The sequence below is a fragment of the Marcopretia estuarina LEGE 06307 genome, from assembly GCF_056633115.1.
The window spans coordinates 601,820-620,518 of record NZ_JBSJOY010000002.1; the positions used below are offsets into that span (position 1 = coordinate 601,820).

Consider the following 18,699-nt stretch of genomic DNA (forward strand, 5'->3'; position numbering starts at 1 on the left):
CTGTGCGGCACTGTTGAACTGCGTGTGATTATCCCTCTACCCCTGCAGGCTGCTACTGGCTGGCCTGCGTATGTGCGGGATCGCTGGATCCAGCGGCAGATTGAGTTGTTGTTGCAGGACACCCAGTTTCAGGGCCACTTCCTGCAGCTCCCGCTCCGGTTCCGAACCCCGCACCAGGCCCGCACCCGCCGTGAGTTCCAGCTGGTCACCGTGCAGGCGCCCGCTGCGGATGGCCACCCGCAGCTCAGCGTCGCCAGCGCTGTCGATCCAGCCGATCGGGGCGGCGTAGTGGCCTCGTTCGAACGGTTCCAGGCTGCGCAGCCAGGCCATCGCTTCCCGCCGGGGGAGCCCCGCCACCGCCGGTGTGGGGTGCAGCGCCGCCGCTAGGGCCAGCAACTGCTGGTCCCCGAGAGCTGCGGTGATGGGGGTGTGCAGATGCACCAGCTGGCCGTGCCGAGCCAGCCGCGGATGGCGCGGCCGCCGCGGCGATAGTCCGGCGCCGGCCAGCACCTCAGTGATCGCCTCCACCACCAGCTCGTGCTCGTGCCGGTCTTTGACGGATCGGCTGAGCTGGTCGGCCAGCGGCCCGCAGGGGGCGGTGCCGGCCAGGGCGTCGCTGCGCAGCTGGCCCTGGCGCACGGTCAGCAGCCGCTCCGGCGAGGCGCCGATCAGGGCTGCACCTTCCCGTTGCTGCCACAGGAAGCGACAGCTGCCGGGCTGATGGCGTCGCAGATGGGCCAGCAACTGGAGTGGATCCAGCGGGCGGTCGAGCTGCAACTGCTGCCGCACCGCCACCACCAGCTTGCGCAGCGCACCGCTCTCCACCAGTTCCAGGGCACGCGTCACCGCTTCGCGGTAGCCCGCTTCCCAGGGAGAACGGCTGGCGATGCCCGGGCCCCTGCCCAGGGGGAGCTCCGCCTCGTGATCCGTCGGCAGCTGTTCCAGACGGCGGGCCTGCTCCCAGAGCTCTTCGGCCATCGCTCGGGTGGTGACATCCCCGCCCAGATTGCGCTGCAACCTCAGCCAGCAATGGCGGCCCTGGCGGCTGAGTTGCCAGCGGGGCAGGACCGCCTCCACACCGGCTACACCATTGCCTTCCTGCAGCGGGCTGTCGAAGAAGGAGAAGGCCAGCAGCACCCGGGGCCGCGCCGCGGCGGGGCAGAACTGGGGCACCGTCACCAGCCGGCTCAGGCTCACGGCGCTGAACCGCTGGGCCATCTCGAAGCGGCGTGGACCGCTCAGAACAAGGCTGTTTGTGTGGCCCGTTGCCGCCAGGCAGAGCCCGGGGGCGCCATCCCAGAGGAAGCGGAAACGATGGCCATCTCCCAGGTGGGGGAGGAGCGCCAGCGGGTCCCGAGCGGGAATCGGCAGGGCCAGGCTGAGCACGCCCTCCTCCTCGAGCTGCCGTGCCCCAAGGGCGGCGGCTGCCAGCAGATCGGTGAAGGAAGGGGCGACCTGCACCAGGGGGAGGGCCGGGAGCGGCGGGCGGAAGCTGCTCAAATGTATGGGTCCTCTTCGGTCCGACGTCTCCGCTGCCCATGTCCGACCCCAAGGTCGTCGCAAGCCGTTACGCCTGCGCGGATCCCGCCCGTCGCCGGTTGTGGAAGGCAGCCATCAAGTGGCCGATGTATTCGGTGGCGGTGATGCCCGTGCTGCTGGCCGCTGGCTGGCTGGCCGGCCAGGGACAGGTTCCGCGCTGGGACCAGCTGCTGGGGTTCCTTGTAGCGGCTGTGCTCCTGCTCGGCTGGGAGAACCTGGCCAACGATGTCTTTGATGCCGATACCGGCGTGGACCGGCTCGGCAAGCCCCATTCAGTGGTGAACCTCACCGGCCGCCGCGACCAGGTGGCTGTGCTGGCCAATGGCTGCCTGGGGCTGGGTCTGGTCCTGATCGCCGTGGTGGCGGCCCGCAGCAGTCCGGCGGTGCTGGCGCTGGTGCTGGCCTGCTGCGGGCTCGGCTACGCCTACCAGGGGCCGCCGCTGCGGCTGGGTTACAGGGGGCTGGGGGAACCGCTGTGCTGGCTGGCCTTCGGGCCGCTGGCCACAGCCGCCGCCCTGCTGGCACTCGCCCCCGCCGCGACGGCCACAGCGATACCTTGGCGAACCGCCTTGCTGCTTGGCGGCGGGCCTGCCATTGCCACCACCCTGGTGCTGTTCTGCTCCCATTTCCACCAGGTGGCGGAAGACGCCGCCAATGGCAAGCACTCGCCGGTGGTGCGGCTCGGCACGGCACCTGCGGCGGCGCTGGTGCCCTGGTTCGTGGCCCTCACCCTGGCGCTGCAGTGGGCGCCGGTGCTGCTGGGTCGCTGGCCGCTCACGGCCTTGCTCGGTGTGGTGGGCCTGCCGCCGGCCCGCGCCTTGATCCAGCTGCTGCGGGAGCACCACGCCGCCCCTGAGCGGATCACCAGCAGCAAGTTCCTGGCGCTTCAGTTTCAAGCCCTCAACGGACTCGGCCTGGCCTGTGGACTGGCGGTGGGGCCATGGCTGAGCCGCTGGTGACGCTGACCTGGCGGCCCTTCCGGCTGCCGTTGGCGCGTCCGCTCGTCACGGCCCAGGGCGCCATGGCCGAAAAGCACGGCTGGTTGCTGCGGCTCCAGGCCGAAGGCCCGGGCAACTCCCGCATCGACGCCTCCGGCCATGGCAGCACCAGCTCCGGCCTGGCCGCCCCAGCCGGCCTTGGCTGGGGAGAAGCGGCGCCGCTGTGTTTCACCCCAGCCACCGCCCAGGAGCGCCAGCGCTCGCTGGCCGCGGCGATCAAGGACCTTGGCAGCGCTCTGCCCCGGCAGGAGCTGGAGGCGTCCCTGCCTTCCCTGCCGCCCGAGCTGGCTTTCGCACTCGGCCTGGCCCTGGCGGAAGCCGATGGGCTGCTGGGCGCGGCCGCCGGCGGCTGGCTGGCGGCGCCCCCTTCCGCCGTGCTCCTGCCGGCAGGGGAAGCGGCGGTGGCGGCGCTGGACGCGGCGCTCGATCGGCGAGCGGAGCCGCCGTTCACCTGCAAGTGGAAGGTGGCCGCCGCTGGCGATGAGGTCGAGCGTGAGCTGCTGGAGCAGTTGTTGGCGCGCCTGCCTGCCGGCAGCCGCCTGCGCCTGGATGCCAACGGCGGCTGGGACCGCGCCACGGCCTGGCAGTGGGCCGAGCGGCTGGCAGAGGATCCGCGCCTGGAATGGCTGGAGCAGCCCCTGGCTCCCGCTGACCTTCCCGGCCTCATGGAGCTGGCACGGCGGGTGCCGGTGGCGCTGGATGAGTCGCTGCAGCTCGATCCCGTCCTGCGCTGCCACTGGCCGGGCTGGCAGGTGCGGCGCCCTGCCGTGGAAGGGGATCCCCGGCAGCTGCTGGCGGCGTTGCAGCAGGGCGACGGCGGCGCCAATGCAGTGGTGCTGAGCACGGCCTTTGAAACGGGCATCGCGCAGCGGTTGGTGGGGCATCTGGCGGCGCTGCAGAGCCGGAGCGCCACCCCCGCCGCTCCCGGCCTGGCGCCCGGCTGGGCGCAGGCCTCAGCGTTGTGCACCGCCGATCCGGAAACCGTGTGGCAGGCGGCTGGCGCCGGCCAGCGGGCCGAGGAAGGCCATAGCTTGTGACGCCTGATCGGGCAGACGATGGCCCTCAGCATCGAAGTGCACGCCGAGGTGGCGCCTGAGCCGCAGGTGGCCCGGTTGCTGGCCGCCTGGCAGCGGGGGCAACTGGTGGGGTTGTGTGCGGCGGGGGAAGGGGAAGAGCTGGTGGCGGCCATGGCCGGCTGCCCGCCGCTGGCGGCGCCGGGGGTGGTGATCGGCAGCGGCGGCAGCCGTGGCGGGCGCCGCTGGTGCGTGCAGCCACTGGCCCATCTGCAGGCTTCGGCCCGCGCCACGGCCGCCTGGCTGCAGGCCTTGGGCCTCGATCCCGCCGCCTGCCTGCAGCTCAATCCGCTGCCGCTGCAGCACACGAGCGGCCTGATGCCGGTGCTGCGTGCCCGTCAGTGGGGCGGCCAGTGGCGTTGGTTGCCGCCGCAGCTGCTGCGCGCTCCGGCTGAGCTGCCGGAGGCGGTGCCGCTGCCGACGGATCGTCCGGTGCTGCTGTCGCTGGTGCCCACCCAGCTGCAGCGCCTGTTGGCGGATCCGGCAGGGCGGCGCTGGTTGCGGGGCCTGGCAGTGATCTGGACGGGTGGGGCTCCCCTGGCGCCGGACCTGGCCGCCTGGGCCCGGCGCGAGGAGATCCGCCTCTCCCCTTGCTATGGGGCCACCGAAACCGCCGCCATGGTCACGGCGCTGCCGCCGCAGCGCTTTCTGGCCGGCGATGGGGGCTGCGGCCACCCCCTCGACGATGTGACCCTGCGCCTGAACCCTGCCGATGGCGCGATCGAACTCCATTGCGGGCGGCTAAGCCCGGGCTGGCTGGCTGCCGACGGCAGCGGCCTGCGCCCGTTCGCTGAACCCGGCGGCGATGGCTGGTGGGCCAGTGGTGATGCCGGGCAGCTCACACCGGCCGGTCTGCAGGTGCTGGGCCGGCTCGACGGCGCCATCCACAGTGGCGGCGAAACTGTGTTTCCCGAGCAGGTGGAGCAGCGGCTGAAGCGGCTGGCCGCCGCCGCCGGCCTGCCACTGGCGGATCTGCTGTTGCTGCCGGTGCGGGATCCTCTCTGGGGGGAGCGGTTGGTGGCCCTGGTCCGCCCGCTGCCAATCGGAGCTGCTGCGCCGTTGCGCGAAGGCCTGATGGAGCTCGCCCGCCGCCTGCCGCCGGCCGAGCGGCCGCTGCACTGGTGGACCTGCACATCCCTGGCGCGCACCGCCACGGGCAAGTGGCAGCGGCCGCGCTGGCATGAATGGTTGCGGCAACAGCATGAAATCAACCCCGAACCCCGCTAAAGAGGGTGCGCGTTGACTGCCACCGATGGCTGACCTGACTGATTCCGAGATCGCCAACAAGAAACTGGTGGCAGGGCTGCTGGGGCTCTTTCTTGGTGCACTGGGCATTCACAAGTTCATGCTCGGTTACACCAAGGCCGGCATCATCATGCTGCTCGTCACTGTGCTCACCTGCGGGTTCGGCGGCTTCGTGATGGGTGTGATCGGCCTGATCGAAGGCATCATTTATCTCGCCGCCACCCCGCAGGATTTCAAGGCCACCTATATCGATGCCCAGAAGGAGTGGTTCTGATGGCGAAGCAACGCGCCGGCGCAGCACGTCGAGCCCTGCTGCTCATGGTGCTTGGTGTGGGAGGCGTGGCCAGCGTCAGCCTGGCTCCCGGGCTCGCGCTGGAACCGCTCCATCCCCTCACCCTGATCGCTTCCCTGCTGCCGCTCCAGCTGGCGGGGCTGCTGTGGGTCTTCGGCCGCTAGCCCGGAGCGGACTCCGCTGGTGGTGTTGCCGGCTCCACTGGCGCTGCAGAAGCTGATGACGCAGCCGGTGCTGAGGCCGCAAGCCACCGTTCGACCGCATCCGGCAGCGCCTGCCGTTGCCGGACCGTTGGATCGATCGCCACATGGCGCAGCCGGGCCCGCGCCACTTCACGCCCTTCAGAAGTGAAGCGATAGGCCACCTCGAAGCTCGATGCCTCCAGGCGCTGCGGCTCCAGCCTGATCCGCAGGGGGGCGCCGCAGACGAGAGGCCGCCGGTAGTCGGCGTCGCAGTGCACCACCGGCAGTGCGCGGGCGGGCGTGGCGGCGGGGGTCGGAAAGATCTCTGCGGCCGCAATGCCGAAGCGCTCCAGGCTTTCCTCCCAGGCTTCGTGGCACCAGCGCAGCAACTGGTGGAACTGCATCACGCCGGCGGCATCGGTGTCGCCGAAGCGCACCGTTCGCCGCAGCTCCAGCCAGTCGGCGGGATCCTGGCGGGTGCCGGGTTCCCCCACCTCCGGGTTGATCGCACCCTCCCCTGGCTGCATCACCTTCCTCCATCCTTCCCGCCGTCTGACCATCCTGGTGGGCCGCCCCACAAAGCCGGCGTGGTGGTCAAGCCACGCACGCCGCCGGAGTGGCGGACGAGGCCTGCAGCGCCGTGTCGTGCTTGCTTGTGGGCGGGAGATTTCCGCCGTTCATGACAGGTCTGTTGTCGGCTGTGGTCACCACGACTACGTTCCCCTCAGTGCGTTGTTTTTTCTTTTGGCCGCCGAGATCGCTTACGAGCCGCCCAGCATCAACAAGGCCTGGGCGGCGTTTGTGGCCCACATCCCCACCATCCTGCTGATCTGGGTGGCCACCATCGTCATCGCTGTGATCGGCTTTGTCGTATCGGTGATCTTTTCGTTGATCGGGATCGGTCTGGCCGGCGGCAATACCGATGCTGAAGCCGTGGGGTCGTTGGCCGTTTGGCTGGGCAATCTCTCCCAGGTGCCGTTCGCGATCCTCTCCAATCTGGTGGGGGTGCTGTTCGTGGCCGTGCCCGCCATGCATTACGACAGCGGCGAGAACATTTCCTCTCAGGTGGCCTTCCGCGCCCTGCTGCAGCGGCCCTTGCGTTACCTCCTCGCCGGTGCGTTGTTTTCGGTGGTGACCACCGTGGGCTTCCTGCTCTGCATCCTGCCCGGTATTGCCGTGGCCTTGGTGACGCCGGTGTTCGTGAACAGGATCTTCCTCAGTGATCAGCCGATCGTGGAGGCCTTCGTATCTTCGTTCCAGGCGGTGTATCGCTCACCGCGCGGTCGCACGTTTGCCGGCATCCAGCTGCTCACCTGGCTGGTCGTACTGATCGTTTCCGTCTGCACCTGTGGCCTCGGAGCTCTCGTGGCCGTGCCGGTGGGAACCTTCTACATCCAGAACTCGGCGTATCACCAGGGAGCCATCAGCTAGCTCCCCGGAAGCATCACGCCCATATCCGCTGAGGTGGAGTGGGCTACCCGCTTGGAAACGCAGGCAGACCGAGCCCGTAACTGAACAGCATCCGTGCGGCCCAGTAGAGCAGCAATGCCGAGGCGGCCAGCACCAGATGACGTCCGTTCAGAGCCCGGGGCACCAGTCGACCACTGCGCAACGCTGCCACCGACCACACCACCAGGGCGGCTGCGGCGAGCGGCCCGAAGCCGTGCAGCTGCACTGAGGTGGCCAGCTGGCCGTTGAGAGCGGCTGCCGTGGCACGGGTGAGGAAGCAGGTGGGGCAGGGAATTCCCGTGAGCGCCCGCAGCGGACAGGACAGTCCTGGCAGGCCGGCGTGCCAGCCCTTCAGCCAGAGATAGCCGGTGAGCAAGGCCGGGAGGGCAACGCCGCAGCGCCGCAACTGATCGAGCCAGCGCTGGCGCCGGCTCCGCTGTGGATCACGGCGGCGCGAAGCGCTCAGCGATCCACCGAGCCCATGATCACGTCGATGGAGCCGAGGATCGCCATGATGTCGGCCACCTTGGCCCCGGTGAGGATGTGGGGCAGGATCTGCAGGTTGTTGAAATCGGCGGCGCGGATCTTCCAGCGCCAGGGGGTGACGTCGTCGTTGCCCATGATGAACACGCCCAGCTCCCCTTTGCCGGATTCCAGCCGCGCGTAGAGCTCACCACCGGGGATCTTGAAGGTGGGGGCCACTTTCTTGGCGATGTACTGATAGTCGAAGCCGAAGGATTCACCCCCCTTGCCCTCGCTCATGCGCCTGGCCTCCAGGTTTTCGGTGGGGCCGCCGGGGATTCCCTTGCAGGCCTGCCGCAGGATCTTGAGGGATTGACGCATCTCCTCGATGCGCACCTGATAGCGCGCGTAGCAATCGCCTTCCGTGCGCCAGGCCACGTCCCAGTCGAAGTCGTCGTAGCACTCGTAGTGATCCACCTTGCGCAGATCCCAGGGCACGCCGGAGGCGCGCAGCATCGGGCCCGACAGGCTCCAGTTGATGGCCATCTCACGGCTGATCACGCCGAGGCCCTGGATCCGGCGCTTGAAGATCGGGTTGTTGGTGATCAGCTTTTCGTATTCATCGATCTTTGGGCCGAAATAATCGAGGAAATCGAGGCACTTCTCCAGCCAGCCGTAGGGAAGATCGGCAGCCACGCCTCCGATGCGGAAGTAGTTGTTGTTGATCAGCCGCTGGCCGGTGGCTGCTTCCCAGAGGTCGTAGATCATCTCCCGTTCGCGGAAGATGTAGAAGAAAGGGGTCTGGGCGCCCACATCCGCCAGGAACGGGCCCAGCCAGAGCAGGTGGTTGGCGATGCGGTTGAGCTCCAGCATCAGCACCCGGATGTAGCTGGCCCGCTTCGGCACCGGGATGTCGGCCAGCCGTTCCGGCGCGTTCACCGTGATCGCCTCGTTGAACATGCCGGCGGCATAGTCCCAGCGGCTCACGTAGGGCACGAACATCACGTTCGTGCGGTTCTCGGCGATCTTCTCCATGCCGCGATGGAGGTAGCCGATCACCGGCTCGCAGTCCACCACGTCCTCGCCGTCGAGGGTCACCACCAGCCGCAACACCCCGTGCATCGAGGGGTGGTGAGGCCCGAAGTTCACCACCATCGGCTCGGTGCGTGTTTCGAGCTGCGTCATGGCGCCGGGGCGGGCGAGCGATCCGCCGGATCTTAGGAAGGGATCGCCGCAACCAGGGCCTTTGCCGCCAGACGCCCCCTCCGGGTTCCACCATCTGCCGGTGCTCGCCGATGCCGTGCTGGCGGCCTTCAGCGACCTGCCTCCTGGCGCCACCGTGATCGATGCCACCGTGGGCGGTGGCGGCCACAGCGCCCTGCTGCTGGAGGCCCATCCCGACCTGCAGCTGATCGGTCTGGATCAGGACGCCACCGCCCTGGCCGCCGCCGCCACGCGGTTGGCCCCGTTCGGCGAGCGGGTGCGCCTGATCGCCACCAATTTCGCCGCCTACGCTCCCGCCGCTCCTGTGCACGGGGTGCTGGCCGATCTGGGCGTGAGCAGTCCCCAGCTGGATGTGGCGGAGCGCGGCTTCAGCTTCCGCGCCGATGGCCCCCTCGACATGCGCATGAACACCAGCGCCGGCGAGAGTGCCGCCGAGCTGCTCGACCGCCTCGATGAGAAGGACCTTGCGGATCTGATCTATGCCTACGGCGAGGAACGGCTCTCGCGGCGGATCGCCCGCCGCATCGTCGAGCAGCGCCCCTGGAGCCCCGCTGACCGAACGGGCGGCGGCACCAGCGCCCTTGCCTACCTGGTGGCCGGCTGCTACCCGCCAGCGGCCCGGCGCGGCCGCATTCACCCCGCCACCCGCACCTTCCAGGCCCTGCGCATCGCCGTCAACGATGAGCTCGGCGCCCTCGACCGCTTCCTGCAGCAGGCACCGCAGTGGTTGCTGCCGGGCGGCCTCCTGGCGGTGATCAGCTTCCATTCGCTCGAAGATCGCCGCGTCAAGACGGCCTTTCTGGGCGATGAACGCCTGGAGCGGCGCACGCGCAAGCCTCTGATCGCCACGGCGGCAGAGCAGGAGGCCAATCCCCGCAGCCGCTCCGCCAAGCTGCGGCTGGCGGCAAGGCGCTGATGGCTTCGCTCGATGCGTTGTGGTGGGTAGCGCTCACGCTGCAGCTGGTGGCCATTCCCGGCACCCTGTTGCCCGTGCTGCCGGGGCTGATCTTCCTGCCGCTCGGGGCCGGCCTGTGGGTGTGGGCGGCGGGCTGGAGCACCGCCTGGCCCACCCTGCTGCTGGCCTGCCTGATCCTGCTGCTGGGCTGGGGGGCCGACGCGCTCGGGGTGGTGCTGGGGGCGGCCCGTCTGCAGGCCACCCGCTGGGCCTACATCGGCGCCGGCCTCGGGCTGGTGGTGGGCTTGCTGGGGCTGCTGCCCGCCCTGCCGGTGGGCGGACCGCTGCTCGGTGCCCTGGTGGGGCCGCTGCTGGGGGCCACCCTCGGGGAGCTGGTGTCGGCGTCGTCGGCGCTGGGGCCGCTGGGGCTGGAGCGGCTGCGCCGTGCGTTGCTCGTGGGGCTGGCCGTGGTGGCCGGCATGTTGGTGAGCCGGGCGGCTCAGTTCCTGCTGGCGCTGCTGGGGGTGGCGGGCTTTGTGCTGCTCAGCACGGTGCTGGCGCCCTGAGCGCCTCCGTGTCCAGCGCGGTCACCGCGGCGGGCGCCTGGCGTAGCTCCGCCACCGCGGCGGCCACAGCGGCGATCGCCTGATCGATGTCGCCCGTGGTGGTGCCGCGGCCCAGCCCGAAGCGCACCGAGGCCGCTGCCGCGGCGCGGTCGAGCCCCAGGGCGGCGAGCACATGGGAGGGGCTGCCGGCACTGCAGGCCGAGCCGCCGCTCACCGTGAGCTGGCGCCGCAACAGGCTGTGCAGCCGGTTGCCATCGACACCGGCGATGCGCACGTTGAGGTTGTGAGCCAGGCGCTGCTCAAGGCTGCCGTTCACCGCCACGCCCTCGATCGCCAGCAGGCCGTGCAGCAGCCGCTGCCGCAGGGCGCCGAGCCGCTCCTCGCGCTCCTCCCGGTCAGCCAGGGCGAGCGTGGCGGCCTTGGCCATGCCCACGATCAGCGGCACCGGCAGGGTGCCGGCCCGCAGGCCCCCTTCCTGGCCGCCGCCGTGTTGCTGGGGGTTGAGCGTGAGTCCTTCGCCCACCACCAGCGCGCCGATGCCCTTCGGCCCGTAGAACTTGTGGGCGCTCATGCTGAGCAGATCGATGCCGAGGGCGTCGGGTTGCAGCGCCATGTGGCCGAAGGCCTGGGCGGCATCGCAATGAAACGCCACACCGCTGGCGCGGCAGAGCGAACCGATCGCCGCCAGCGGCTGCAGCACGCCGATTTCGTTGTTGGCGGCCATCACGCTCACCAGGATCGTGTCGTGGCGCAGCGCCGCCACCAGATCGCCCAGATCCAGCAGGCCATCGGCGCCCACCGGCAGCACGGTGAGAGCAAAGCCGCGCCGCTCCAGCTCGCGCATGGTGTCGAGCACCGCCTTGTGCTCCGTGGCCACCGTGATCAGGTGACGGCCCAGGTGCTGCCGCGCTTCCGCCAGCCCCTTGAGCGCCAGGTTGTTGGCTTCGGTGGCGCCGCTGGTGAACACGACGCGCTCGATCGACACCCCCAGCTGCGCCGCCAGCTGCTCCCGCGCCCGCTCCACCGCCGTGGCCGCCTCCAGCCCCGGCCGGTGCAGGCGGCTGGACGGATTGGCGAACAACTCGCTCCAGTAGGGCGCCATCGCTTCCACCACCGCCGGCTCGCAGGGGGTGGTGGCCTGGTAGTCCAGGTAGGGATGGGTCACGGGATCGCCTGGGGCTGGGAAGAAGGGTCGGGACGCTGCGGCGACCCCGCTTCCCTTGTAGCAGTGTCGCCGCACGATCACAGCGGCGTTGTGGCTTCGATGTGGGCGCGCTGGCCGGGAAGAAGCGTGGAGAATGGCGGCAGGCGCCAGATCCTTGGCTTGCTGTCCTGCCCCTGCGCTCTCCTGCTGATGCCTCGCTGCGCACTGGCCCTCAGCTCCATGGTCCTGGTGGTGGCCGCGGCCCATGGCCAGGGCGTGCCGGTGCTGATCCCTTCCCAGAACCGCCCGCCGGGCATGGCGCTGCTGGTGGAGCGTGTGGTGCCCGGGGGCGTGCAGGCGCTGGGGGTCTATGCCGTCACCGCTGATCCGGCTCGCCCCGGTCTGCTGCGCATCAAGGTGTGGGAGGAGCTGCCGAACGATGTCAAGGTGCGCAGCGAAACGATCGGCTGCTCCGTCACGGCGCCGATGCGGGTCACCAATGACGGCCGCCAGCTGATCCTGCGCCAGCTCAACCCCGGCGGGGTGATCACCAGCGTCAACCGCCGGGACCATCTCGTCTGGTGGGCCTCGTGCCACCCACAGCATGCGGGCCAGGACCCGGATGGGCTGCGTGCCGTGGCGCTGCAGCTGGGCTACAGCGGCAACCTGCAGGAACGGGAGCAACTGCTGCCCGCAGGATCGCTCTGAAGCCGGCCCGCAGCCGGGTTGGCGGCCCTGGATAGATTTCCGGCACCACCGGTGGGTCCATGAGCCAAGCCATCCCAGCAGCCGCACCCGACGGCGACGCCGCCCCGGACCACCCCTTTGCACAGGGTCTGGAGCCCACCGCCGCGGCCCATTCCGGCGAGGCCAGCGCCGCCACCCCTGTGGCCGCCCAGCCGCCGCGCCTGCTGCTCGTCGACGACGAGCCGGGGCTGCGCACCGCGGTGCAGGCCTACTTGCAGGACGAGGGCTTCGAAGTGGTCACCGCCTACGACGGCGAAGAAGGCTGGAAGGTGGCTCAGGAGATCGTGCCGGATGTGGTGCTCACCGACGTGATGATGCCCCGCCTCGATGGCTACGGCCTGCTCAGGCGCCTGCGGGGCGATGAGCGGCTGGGGGGCACGCCGGTGATCTTCCTCACCGCCAAGGGCATGACCGCCGACCGCATCGAGGGCTTCCAGGCGGGCGTCGACGATTACATCCCCAAGCCATTCGACCCTGACGAGCTGGTGGCCCGGGTGCGCAACATGGTGCGGCGCCAGGAGCGGCTGCTGGCCGAGGCCGCCCGCTACGCCGATGCCGACATCGGCCAGATGGCGCGCCAGATCACCGAGATCCGCTCGCTGCTGCAGGGGGGTGGCGGCAAGAAGGCGCCGACCGGCGTCAAGCTCGACTTCACGCCCCGCGAGGCGAGTGTGCTGCAGCTGGTGGCCGAAGGCCTGATGAACAAGGAGATCGCCCGCCGTCTGGAAACCTCGATCCGCAACGTCGAGAAGTACGTGAGCCGCCTGTTCACCAAGACCGGCACCACCAGCCGCACCGAACTGGTCCGCTACGCCCTCGAAAACAGCCTGGTGGAGTGAGATAGCCATCGGCCGCCACCACCCGGCTCCGGCTGCCGTCCGGCAGGCTGCGGCTCAACCACCAGCTGCCGCTCAAACACCGGCTGCCGCACAAACACCAGCTGACGCCTCGACCAGCTGCTCCTCCACCTCCATCCCCCTGAAGCCCGTGCCTGCAGGGTCGCTCAACCAGGGCTGGATCTACACCGACCGGGCCGGCAGCGCCGCTGCGGGCCAGAAGATCTCCGCCTTCTACGCCGCCCGCTACCGCCATTCCGATCAACAGGTGTGGCAGACGCGGCTGGAGGCCGGCGAGATCCACAGGAACGGCCAGCAGCTCCGGGCCGATGGCAGCCTCGCGCCGGGGGATCGACTGGCGTGGCATCGGCCCCCCTGGCACGAACCGCCGGTGCCGGATCAGTGGCAGGTCGTCCATGACGACGGCGACATCCTGGTGATCGACAAGCCCAGCGGCCTGCCGGTGCTGCCGGCCGGCGGCTTCCTGGAGCACACCGTGCTGCGTCTGATCGAGCGGCGACAGCGGGACGCGGCCGCCACTGCAATCACCGGCGTGCCCCGGCCCGTCCATCGGCTCGGCCGCTTCACCTCCGGGTTGCTGGTGCTGGCCCGCCAGCCGGCCACCCGCGCCTGGCTCAGCGCCCTGCTGCGCGAGAGCACCTCTGCCCCCGAGAGCGGCTGTCGCAAGCTCTACCGCGCACTCACGCAGGCAGGCCCCCTGCCGATCGCGGTGGGCGAGCGGCTGGAGATCCACACGCCGATCGGCCGCTGGCCCCATCCGCTGCTGGGCCAGGTGTGGGCGGCCGCCTCCGCTGCGGACTCTGCGGCGGCGCCCCTGCCGGCCTGGAGCGAGCTGCACCTGCTGCAGGTGCGCCCGCAGGCCCATCTGGTGGAGGTGGCGATCCGCAGCGGCCGCCCCCATCAGATCCGTATCCATGCCGCCAGCGTCGGCACGCCGCTGCTGGGCGATCCCCTCTACCTGCCCGGCGGCCAGGCCCGCCCCCAGGCCCGGCCGGGCCTGGGGGGCTACCAGCTGCACGCCCACCGGCTCGTGCTGCCCCGGCCCGAAGGCACCTGGCTGGAGCTGGAGGCGCCGCTGCCGCCAGCTCTGGAGCTCGCCCCGGCAGCTGGCGGCTGATGCTCAGTGGCCGGCGCTCAGTGGCCGGCCTCGAACCAGCGGGCCAGCACCGACACATCCTCTTCGGCGTGGCCGGCGGCGATGAGCGTGTCTTCCATGGCGGCCACCTGGGCGGTGAGCGGCAGCTCCAGCCCGGCGGCGGCCGCTTCCGCCAGGGCGATCGCCAGGTCTTTGCGGTGCAGGGCGAGCCGGAAGCCCAGCGGGTAGTGATTGCTGAGCATGTTGCCCGCCCGGTGGCGCAGGGCCCAGGAGCCGGCCGCACCCCCTTCGAGCGCGGCGCACACCTGTGCCATTGGCAGTCCAAGCCGTCGGCCCAGGGCAATCGCTTCGGCCACGGCGGCATAGCTGCCGGCCACCAGCACCTGGTTCACCGCCTTGGCCTGCTGGCCGGCGCCCACGGGGCCGAAGTGGCTGATCGAACTCCCCACCGCCTCCAGCAGTGGCCGTGCCCGCTCCAGCGCCGTCGCGCTGCCGCCCACCAGCACCGCCAGCCGGCCGGCGCGGGCCCCCTCGGTGCCGCCGGTCACCGGTGCATCGAGGTAGGTGATCCCATCGGCCTCCAGGCGGGTGGCGAGGGCGCGGCTGGTGGCGGGAGCAATCGTGGAAAAGTCGATCACCAAGGCGCCGGGGGTCAGGGCCGCCAGCGCTTGCTCCAGCAGCACCGCCTGCACGGCCCGGTCGTCACTGAGGCAGAGGCAGAGCACCGCAGCAGTGGCGGCAGCCTGCGGCACCGAGGCGGCCCGCTGGGCGCCGGCTGCCGCCAGCGGCAGCTCCCGCTCACGGCTGCGGTTGTGCACGGTGAGCGGGTGGCCCGCCTGCAGCAGCCGGGCCGCCATCGGCGCTCCCAGGGCGCCGAGGCCGATGAAGGCCACCGGCTCCCGCTTCGGCGTTGACGCCGCGGCCTCCGCGGCGGCCCTCATGCCCGCTCGAAGGCGATCAGGCGGGAGAAGTAGAAGGGCGCCTGATTGAGACTGCGGCGCAGCGGCTGGAAGCCGGCGGCGGCGGCGGCGGCCACGATGCCGTCTTCACGCAGGGTGTAGGCGCGGGTGGTCTTGCTGGGGCCGGGGAACAGCTGGCCGATCCCCTTGAGCAACGCCAGCAGAGGCGTGTAGGGGGCGAAGCTCACGATCAGCCGCCGCTCTGCCAGACCGGCCAGATGGCGCACCATCTCCTCGGCGGCGGCCTGGGGGTAGTGGATGAACACATCGAGGCACACCACCGTGTCGTAGAGGCCGCTGAGGCTCTCCAGATCGGAGGTGTGGAAGGTCAGCCGGGCGGGATCGATGCCGGCGGCGGCGGCGCGGCGACCAGCTTCCTGCACCATGGCGTCCGAGAGGTCGCTGGCCGAGATGCTGCCGGCCCCCAGGCCGGCCAGCGGCAGGCTGAGGCTGCCCACCCCGCAGCCGGCGTCGCAGAAGCTGCGCCCGGCCAGGTCGCCTTCCTCCTGCAGCCACGCCAGCACCTGATCCACCGTCTTCTGGTGGCCGATGCGGATGTTGCGCTGCACCTTGTTGACGTCGTCACTGTCGCTGTAGATGCGATTCCAGCGCTCGAAGCCGGTGCTGTTGAAGTAGTCGCGCACCTCCAGCTTCTCCGCTGCCTTCTCGCTGGTGGTGGGCGCCGCGTCGGTGTCCAGCAGCGGTTCGGCGGCCATGCGCTCAGGGGGTGTGGGTGGCCGGATCCTAAGGAGTGCGGGTGGCTTCGCCGGCACGGCACCAACGCAGCGGGTCCGCGTCGCCGCCGCTCCAGCGCAGGGCCTCCGCCAGCGGCTGACCCAGCAGCAGCTCCTGCACGGGGCGGTGATCACCCAGCACGCGCCGGGGCAGCACGGTGGCCGCGGCGATCGCAGCGCCCGGCGCCCGGCTCCAGCCCGCCAGCCGCACCACGCCCTCCAGCAGCGGCAGCGTCACCCCAGCCAGGGTGCCGTCCTCCAGCCGGCAACTGCCGTTCTCCACCAGCAGGCTGCGGCTGTCCCAACGGTGCCGCCCCTCCGGCAGCCCGTAGGGCGCCAGGGCATCACTCACCAGCACCACCTGCCGGGGCGCGAGCCGCTGCAGCAGCACCGCCTGCGACGGCGCCACATGCACCCCGTCGGCGATCAGGCCCATGGCCACGTCGCCGCGCAGCACCGCCGCCGCCACCGGCCCCGGCGCCCGGTGGTGCAGGCCGGGCATGGCGTTGAAGGCGTGGGTGAGCATGCCCACGCCCGCCTCGAAGGCGTGCTGCGCCTGCCGCTCACTGGCTTCGCTGTGGCCCAGGCTCACCACGATCCCCTGCGCACACAGGGCGGCGATCACCGCTTCGGCCCCGTCCAGCTCCGGCGCCAGCGTCATCAGGGCGATCTCGGATTCGAACCCCTCGATTCGCGCCTGCAGAGCCGCGAGGCTGGGCAGCGCCAGGTGCGCCTCCGGGTGGGCGCCCCGCCGCGCCTTCGCCAGGAACGGACCCTCCAGGTGCGCCCCCAGCAGCCGGGCCCGGCCAGGGGCGGGAAGAGCGCGGGCCGTCCGCAGCACCGCCAGGGCCTGGCGCAGCGGCGCCACGCCGCAGGTCACCAGGGTGGGGCTGATCGCCTCCACGCCATCGCGCCACAGCAGTTCCAGCAGCTCCAGCAGGCGGGGCAGATCCGCGTCGGTGAGCTCCGGAAAGGCCAGTCCCAGCCCGCCGTTGATCTGCAGGTCCACCCCGGCCGGGCTGAGCCAGTCGCCGTTCCAGTCGTCGCCTGCGGCGGCGCTGCCCGCCTCCAGTGGTTCAAGGCAGGCGATCGTTCCGGCCGTGTCCACGCCGACGCGCCAGCGCCCTGGGCTGCAGGGCGGCACGGCCTCCGGGAGGCGAACGTTGCTGAGCCAGCGCATCAACGTCAGCGGCGGGCCGCGGTCGGCGGGAGAATGCCATCCTCGCTGCCCTGCCCCCTGTGGTTGCTGTGTCTGCTTCCGCTGCTGCCGCCGGCCCTGGGCAGGCCGCCTGTCCCCGTGTGGCCGTGGTGATGGGCAGCGACTCCGACCTGCCCACGCTGCAGCCGGCGGTGGCCGTGCTGGAGCAGTTCGGGGTGGCGGTGGAGGTGCGCGTGCTCTCCGCCCATCGCACGCCGCTGGAGATGGTGGCCTTCGCTGAAGCCGCCGCCGGCCGGGGGCTCAAGGTGATCATTGCCGGCGCCGGCGGTGCCGCACACCTGCCCGGCATGGTGGCGGCGCTCACGCCTCTGCCGGTGATCGGCGTTCCGGTGCAGAGCCGGGCCCTGTCTGGGGTGGATTCACTCCATTCGATCGTGCAGATGCCGGCCGGCATCCCGGTGGCCACCGTGGCGATCGGTGGCGGCACCAATGCGGGCCTGCTGGCGGCACAGATCCTGGCCACCGCCGATGCCGAGCTGGCTGACCGTGTGCTCGCCCATCGCCGTGCTCTCCACGACCAGGTGACCACCAAGGACCGGCGTCTGCAGGAGCTGGGCAGTGCGGCCTACCTGCAGGGCATGGGGAGCTGATCGATGGCTGAACGCTTCACCATGCCGCTGCCGCTCTGGGTTCGCTTCGGGCTCACTCTGCCGCTGCTGGTGCTGAACATGTTCGTGCTGCGGCAGGTGCTGGTGCCGCTGGCGCCCTTCCCCTCCCTGTTCCTGGGCGCTGCCCTGATCGCCTTCCTGCTGGACATCCCCAGCCGCTGGCTCACGCAGCGCGGCATGCCGCGCGTGTTGGCGCTGCTCCTGGTGCTCGGGCTGGGGCTTGCCCTGCTGGTGCTGGCGAGCCTCTGGCTGCTGCCGCGGCTGGTGCAGCAGCTCGGCGATCTGCTCAATGCCCTGCCCGGCTGGCTGGTGCAGGGGCAGATGCTGCTGGATCAGACCCAGCTCTGGGCCGCCGCCCATGGCCTGCCCGCTGATTTCAGCGATTTCAGCAGCGAACTGCTCACCGGCTCCACCAAGTTCGCCAGCCAGCTCAGCCAGCGCCTGCTTGGGCTGCTCGGCGCCACGCTCAACCTCACGATCAACACCTTGATCGTGGTGGTGCTGGCTGTTTTTCTGCTGGTGGGCGGCGAGGCGATCCCACGCGGTCTGGCCCGCTGGCTGCCCTCCAGCTGGCGGGCGATGGTCCTGAACACCCTGGTCACCACCTTTCGCGGCTACTTCGGCGGCCAGGTGGTGCTGGCCCTGATCCTCAGCGTGGCGCAGATCGTGGTGTTCACCCTGCTGCAGATCCCCTACGGCGTGCTGTTTGCCGTGGCGATCGGCTTCACCACCTTGGTTCCCTATGCCAGCGCGCTGACGATCCTGCTGGTGAGCGGCCTGCTGGTGCTTGAAGACCCCCGCACAGGCGTGGAGGTGCTGGTGGCGGCCATCAGCGTGGGGCAGGTGGTGGATCAGGTGATTCAGCCCCGGCTGATGGGCCAGATCGTGGGTCTGCAGCCGGCCTGGCTGCTGCTCAGCCTGCCGGTGGGTGCCCGGGTGGGCAGCCTGCTGGGGCTCGGTGAATTGCTGGGCCTGCTGCTGGCGGTGCCGGTGGCGAGCTGCCTGAAAACCTTTCTCGATGAACTGGCCCGGCGGCTGGGGCTGCCGGAGCCCCAGCCGCTCACCCCCCCGCCTGCTTCGGTCGGAAGCCCGCTGCCGTAAGCGCTTCCAGCGCCGGCCCTACCTGATCGCCCTGCAGCTCGATCACCCCGTCCTTGAGGGTGCCGCCGGTGCCGGCACGGGCCTTGAGCTGCTTCAGCAGGGTGCGGGCGTCATCTTCCGGCAACTCCAGGCCGGTGATGGCGGTGACGGTCTTGCCGCCTTTGCCCGCCTTGGTGCGCTGCACCCGCACCCGTTGCTGGTTGCGGGGTGCGGCCGGGGACACCGGGCCCGCCGGCCGTGCCGTGCTCTCGGCGCGGCTGAATTCCTGCCAGCTTCCCTTGCCCATGGCGATCGTGGTGGCGACGCTTC

At 70.8% G+C, this 18,699-nt stretch carries 22 protein-coding genes; 13 read left to right on the top strand and 9 right to left on the bottom strand.

The window, feature by feature from the left end:
• Positions 1–36: 36 nt before the first annotated feature.
• On the bottom strand, positions 37–1,461 hold the full coding sequence (locus ACWJI3_RS07195) for an isochorismate synthase (protein ID WP_094511797.1): 1,425 nt from the start codon (positions 1,459–1,461) through the stop codon (positions 37–39).
• Between the two features lie 77 nt (positions 1,462–1,538).
• Between ACWJI3_RS07195 and menA the strand changes: the two genes are divergently transcribed.
• From menA to ACWJI3_RS07220, 5 genes are read left to right on the top strand one after another with little or no spacing between them, the layout of a single operon-like run.
• Entirely contained in the window at positions 1,539–2,498 is a 960-nt protein-coding gene (menA, locus tag ACWJI3_RS07200) for a 2-carboxy-1,4-naphthoquinone phytyltransferase (RefSeq protein WP_259729145.1), read from the top strand.
• Positions 2,480–3,574: an o-succinylbenzoate synthase gene (locus ACWJI3_RS07205; protein WP_480203335.1), complete on the top strand. Its 1,095-nt coding sequence runs from the start codon at positions 2,480–2,482 to the stop codon at positions 3,572–3,574. Before menA ends, ACWJI3_RS07205 begins: the two co-directional genes overlap by 19 nt.
• Before the next feature lie 18 nt (positions 3,575–3,592).
• Positions 3,593–4,837: an AMP-binding protein gene (locus ACWJI3_RS07210; RefSeq protein WP_480203336.1), complete on the top strand. Its 1,245-nt coding sequence runs from the start codon at positions 3,593–3,595 to the stop codon at positions 4,835–4,837.
• Between the two features lie 25 nt (positions 4,838–4,862).
• Complete coding sequence (locus ACWJI3_RS07215; protein ID WP_094511789.1) at positions 4,863–5,129, top strand: TM2 domain-containing protein; 267 nt, start codon at positions 4,863–4,865, stop codon at positions 5,127–5,129.
• Positions 5,129–5,311 carry a hypothetical protein gene (locus ACWJI3_RS07220; RefSeq protein ID WP_480203337.1) on the top strand — a complete coding sequence of 61 codons (183 nt, stop codon included), beginning with the start codon at positions 5,129–5,131 and terminating at the stop codon, positions 5,309–5,311. The genes ACWJI3_RS07215 and ACWJI3_RS07220 overlap by 1 nt, the downstream gene beginning before the upstream one ends.
• Here ACWJI3_RS07220 and ACWJI3_RS07225 read toward each other — a convergent pair.
• Complete coding sequence (locus ACWJI3_RS07225; RefSeq protein ID WP_480203338.1) at positions 5,308–5,856, bottom strand: acyl-CoA thioesterase; 549 nt, start codon at positions 5,854–5,856, stop codon at positions 5,308–5,310. The genes ACWJI3_RS07220 and ACWJI3_RS07225 overlap by 4 nt on opposite strands.
• Positions 5,857–6,061: 205 nt before the next feature.
• On the opposite strand from ACWJI3_RS07225, the gene ACWJI3_RS07230 reads away from it, so the two are divergent.
• The gene (locus ACWJI3_RS07230) at positions 6,062–6,760 is read left to right on the top strand and encodes a hypothetical protein (protein ID WP_255100094.1); all 699 of its coding nucleotides are present in this window, start codon (positions 6,062–6,064) and stop codon (positions 6,758–6,760) included.
• A gap of 43 nt (positions 6,761–6,803) precedes the next feature.
• Here the strand turns inward: ACWJI3_RS07230 and ACWJI3_RS07235 are convergent, their stop codons facing one another.
• Complete coding sequence (locus ACWJI3_RS07235; RefSeq protein WP_480203339.1) at positions 6,804–7,184, bottom strand: DUF2752 domain-containing protein; 381 nt, start codon at positions 7,182–7,184, stop codon at positions 6,804–6,806.
• Between the two features lie 56 nt (positions 7,185–7,240).
• Complete coding sequence (locus tag ACWJI3_RS07240; RefSeq protein ID WP_094511771.1) at positions 7,241–8,425, bottom strand: NAD(P)H-quinone oxidoreductase subunit H; 1,185 nt, start codon at positions 8,423–8,425, stop codon at positions 7,241–7,243.
• Between the two features lie 61 nt (positions 8,426–8,486).
• Between ACWJI3_RS07240 and rsmH the strand changes: the two genes are divergently transcribed.
• Positions 8,487–9,380 carry a 16S rRNA (cytosine(1402)-N(4))-methyltransferase RsmH gene (gene rsmH / locus ACWJI3_RS07245; RefSeq protein ID WP_480203340.1) on the top strand — a complete coding sequence of 298 codons (894 nt, stop codon included), beginning with the start codon at positions 8,487–8,489 and terminating at the stop codon, positions 9,378–9,380.
• Positions 9,380–9,925 carry a DUF456 family protein gene (locus tag ACWJI3_RS07250; protein WP_480203341.1) on the top strand — a complete coding sequence of 182 codons (546 nt, stop codon included), beginning with the start codon at positions 9,380–9,382 and terminating at the stop codon, positions 9,923–9,925. Before rsmH ends, ACWJI3_RS07250 begins: the two co-directional genes overlap by 1 nt.
• On the opposite strand, the gene ACWJI3_RS07255 is transcribed toward ACWJI3_RS07250, so the two are convergent.
• Entirely contained in the window at positions 9,903–11,090 is a 1,188-nt protein-coding gene (locus ACWJI3_RS07255) for a cysteine desulfurase family protein (RefSeq protein ID WP_480203342.1), read from the bottom strand. The two genes, ACWJI3_RS07250 and ACWJI3_RS07255, sit on opposite strands and share 23 nt — an antisense overlap.
• A 189-nt stretch (positions 11,091–11,279) precedes the next feature.
• Here ACWJI3_RS07255 and ACWJI3_RS07260 point away from each other — a divergent pair, with 189 nt between their 5' ends.
• The 3 genes from ACWJI3_RS07260 to ACWJI3_RS07270 all read left to right on the top strand — a co-directional run bounded on the left by ACWJI3_RS07260 (position 11,280) and on the right by ACWJI3_RS07270 (position 13,790).
• Positions 11,280–11,777, top strand: a complete 498-nt coding sequence (locus ACWJI3_RS07260) for a hypothetical protein (RefSeq protein ID WP_255141093.1) — start codon at positions 11,280–11,282, stop codon at positions 11,775–11,777.
• 59 nt (positions 11,778–11,836) lie between these two features.
• The gene (locus ACWJI3_RS07265) at positions 11,837–12,655 is read left to right on the top strand and encodes a response regulator transcription factor (RefSeq protein WP_480203343.1); all 819 of its coding nucleotides are present in this window, start codon (positions 11,837–11,839) and stop codon (positions 12,653–12,655) included.
• A 148-nt stretch (positions 12,656–12,803) separates the two neighbouring features.
• A complete protein-coding gene (locus tag ACWJI3_RS07270; RefSeq protein ID WP_480203344.1) occupies positions 12,804–13,790 on the top strand; it encodes a pseudouridine synthase in 987 nt (328 codons plus the stop codon).
• Positions 13,791–13,807: 17 nt separating this feature from the next.
• Here ACWJI3_RS07270 and ACWJI3_RS07275 read toward each other — a convergent pair whose 3' ends face one another.
• The 3 genes from ACWJI3_RS07275 to ACWJI3_RS07285 are packed head-to-tail and all read right to left on the bottom strand — an operon-like array spanning position 13,808 to position 16,642.
• Positions 13,808–14,710, bottom strand: coding sequence for an NAD(P)-dependent oxidoreductase (locus tag ACWJI3_RS07275; protein ID WP_480203345.1), 903 nt, complete (start codon positions 14,708–14,710; stop codon positions 13,808–13,810).
• Positions 14,707–15,444, bottom strand: a complete 738-nt coding sequence (gene bchM, locus ACWJI3_RS07280) for a magnesium protoporphyrin IX methyltransferase (protein WP_480203346.1) — start codon at positions 15,442–15,444, stop codon at positions 14,707–14,709. Before bchM ends, ACWJI3_RS07275 begins: the two co-directional genes overlap by 4 nt.
• A 28-nt stretch (positions 15,445–15,472) precedes the next feature.
• On the bottom strand, positions 15,473–16,642 hold the full coding sequence (locus ACWJI3_RS07285) for an N-acetylglucosamine-6-phosphate deacetylase (RefSeq protein ID WP_480203347.1): 1,170 nt from the start codon (positions 16,640–16,642) through the stop codon (positions 15,473–15,475).
• Between the two features lie 131 nt (positions 16,643–16,773).
• Between ACWJI3_RS07285 and purE the strand changes: the two genes are divergently transcribed.
• Positions 16,774–17,271 carry a 5-(carboxyamino)imidazole ribonucleotide mutase gene (purE, locus tag ACWJI3_RS07290; protein WP_094512368.1) on the top strand — a complete coding sequence of 166 codons (498 nt, stop codon included), beginning with the start codon at positions 16,774–16,776 and terminating at the stop codon, positions 17,269–17,271.
• Positions 17,272–17,274: 3 nt separating this feature from the next.
• A complete protein-coding gene (locus tag ACWJI3_RS07295) occupies positions 17,275–18,390 on the top strand; it encodes an AI-2E family transporter (protein WP_198948263.1) in 1,116 nt (371 codons plus the stop codon).
• Here the strand turns inward: ACWJI3_RS07295 and ACWJI3_RS07300 are convergent.
• Positions 18,350–18,676 carry a translation initiation factor gene (locus tag ACWJI3_RS07300; protein WP_094511722.1) on the bottom strand — a complete coding sequence of 109 codons (327 nt, stop codon included), beginning with the start codon at positions 18,674–18,676 and terminating at the stop codon, positions 18,350–18,352. The genes ACWJI3_RS07295 and ACWJI3_RS07300 overlap by 41 nt on opposite strands.
• Positions 18,677–18,699: the final 23 nt, after the last annotated feature.

Coding starts and splice junctions, on each gene's coding strand:
- menA (WP_259729145.1), top strand. CDS start 1,539: ATGTCCGACCCCAAGGTCGTCGCAAGCCGTTACGCCTGCGCGGATCCC.
- ACWJI3_RS07205 (WP_480203335.1), top strand. CDS start 2,480: ATGGCTGAGCCGCTGGTGACGCTGACCTGGCGGCCCTTCCGGCTGCCG.
- ACWJI3_RS07210 (WP_480203336.1), top strand. CDS start 3,593: ATGGCCCTCAGCATCGAAGTGCACGCCGAGGTGGCGCCTGAGCCGCAG.
- ACWJI3_RS07215 (WP_094511789.1), top strand. CDS start 4,863: ATGGCTGACCTGACTGATTCCGAGATCGCCAACAAGAAACTGGTGGCA.
- ACWJI3_RS07220 (WP_480203337.1), top strand. CDS start 5,129: ATGGCGAAGCAACGCGCCGGCGCAGCACGTCGAGCCCTGCTGCTCATG.
- ACWJI3_RS07225 (WP_480203338.1), bottom strand. CDS start 5,856: ATGCAGCCAGGGGAGGGTGCGATCAACCCGGAGGTGGGGGAACCCGGC.
- ACWJI3_RS07240 (WP_094511771.1), bottom strand. CDS start 8,425: ATGACGCAGCTCGAAACACGCACCGAGCCGATGGTGGTGAACTTCGGG.
- ACWJI3_RS07250 (WP_480203341.1), top strand. CDS start 9,380: ATGGCTTCGCTCGATGCGTTGTGGTGGGTAGCGCTCACGCTGCAGCTG.
- ACWJI3_RS07260 (WP_255141093.1), top strand. CDS start 11,280: ATGCCTCGCTGCGCACTGGCCCTCAGCTCCATGGTCCTGGTGGTGGCC.
- ACWJI3_RS07265 (WP_480203343.1), top strand. CDS start 11,837: ATGAGCCAAGCCATCCCAGCAGCCGCACCCGACGGCGACGCCGCCCCG.
- ACWJI3_RS07275 (WP_480203345.1), bottom strand. CDS start 14,710: ATGAGGGCCGCCGCGGAGGCCGCGGCGTCAACGCCGAAGCGGGAGCCG.
- bchM (WP_480203346.1), bottom strand. CDS start 15,444: ATGGCCGCCGAACCGCTGCTGGACACCGACGCGGCGCCCACCACCAGC.
- ACWJI3_RS07285 (WP_480203347.1), bottom strand. CDS start 16,642: ATGCGCTGGCTCAGCAACGTTCGCCTCCCGGAGGCCGTGCCGCCCTGC.
- purE (WP_094512368.1), top strand. CDS start 16,774: ATGGGCAGCGACTCCGACCTGCCCACGCTGCAGCCGGCGGTGGCCGTG.
- ACWJI3_RS07295 (WP_198948263.1), top strand. CDS start 17,275: ATGGCTGAACGCTTCACCATGCCGCTGCCGCTCTGGGTTCGCTTCGGG.
- ACWJI3_RS07300 (WP_094511722.1), bottom strand. CDS start 18,676: ATGGGCAAGGGAAGCTGGCAGGAATTCAGCCGCGCCGAGAGCACGGCA.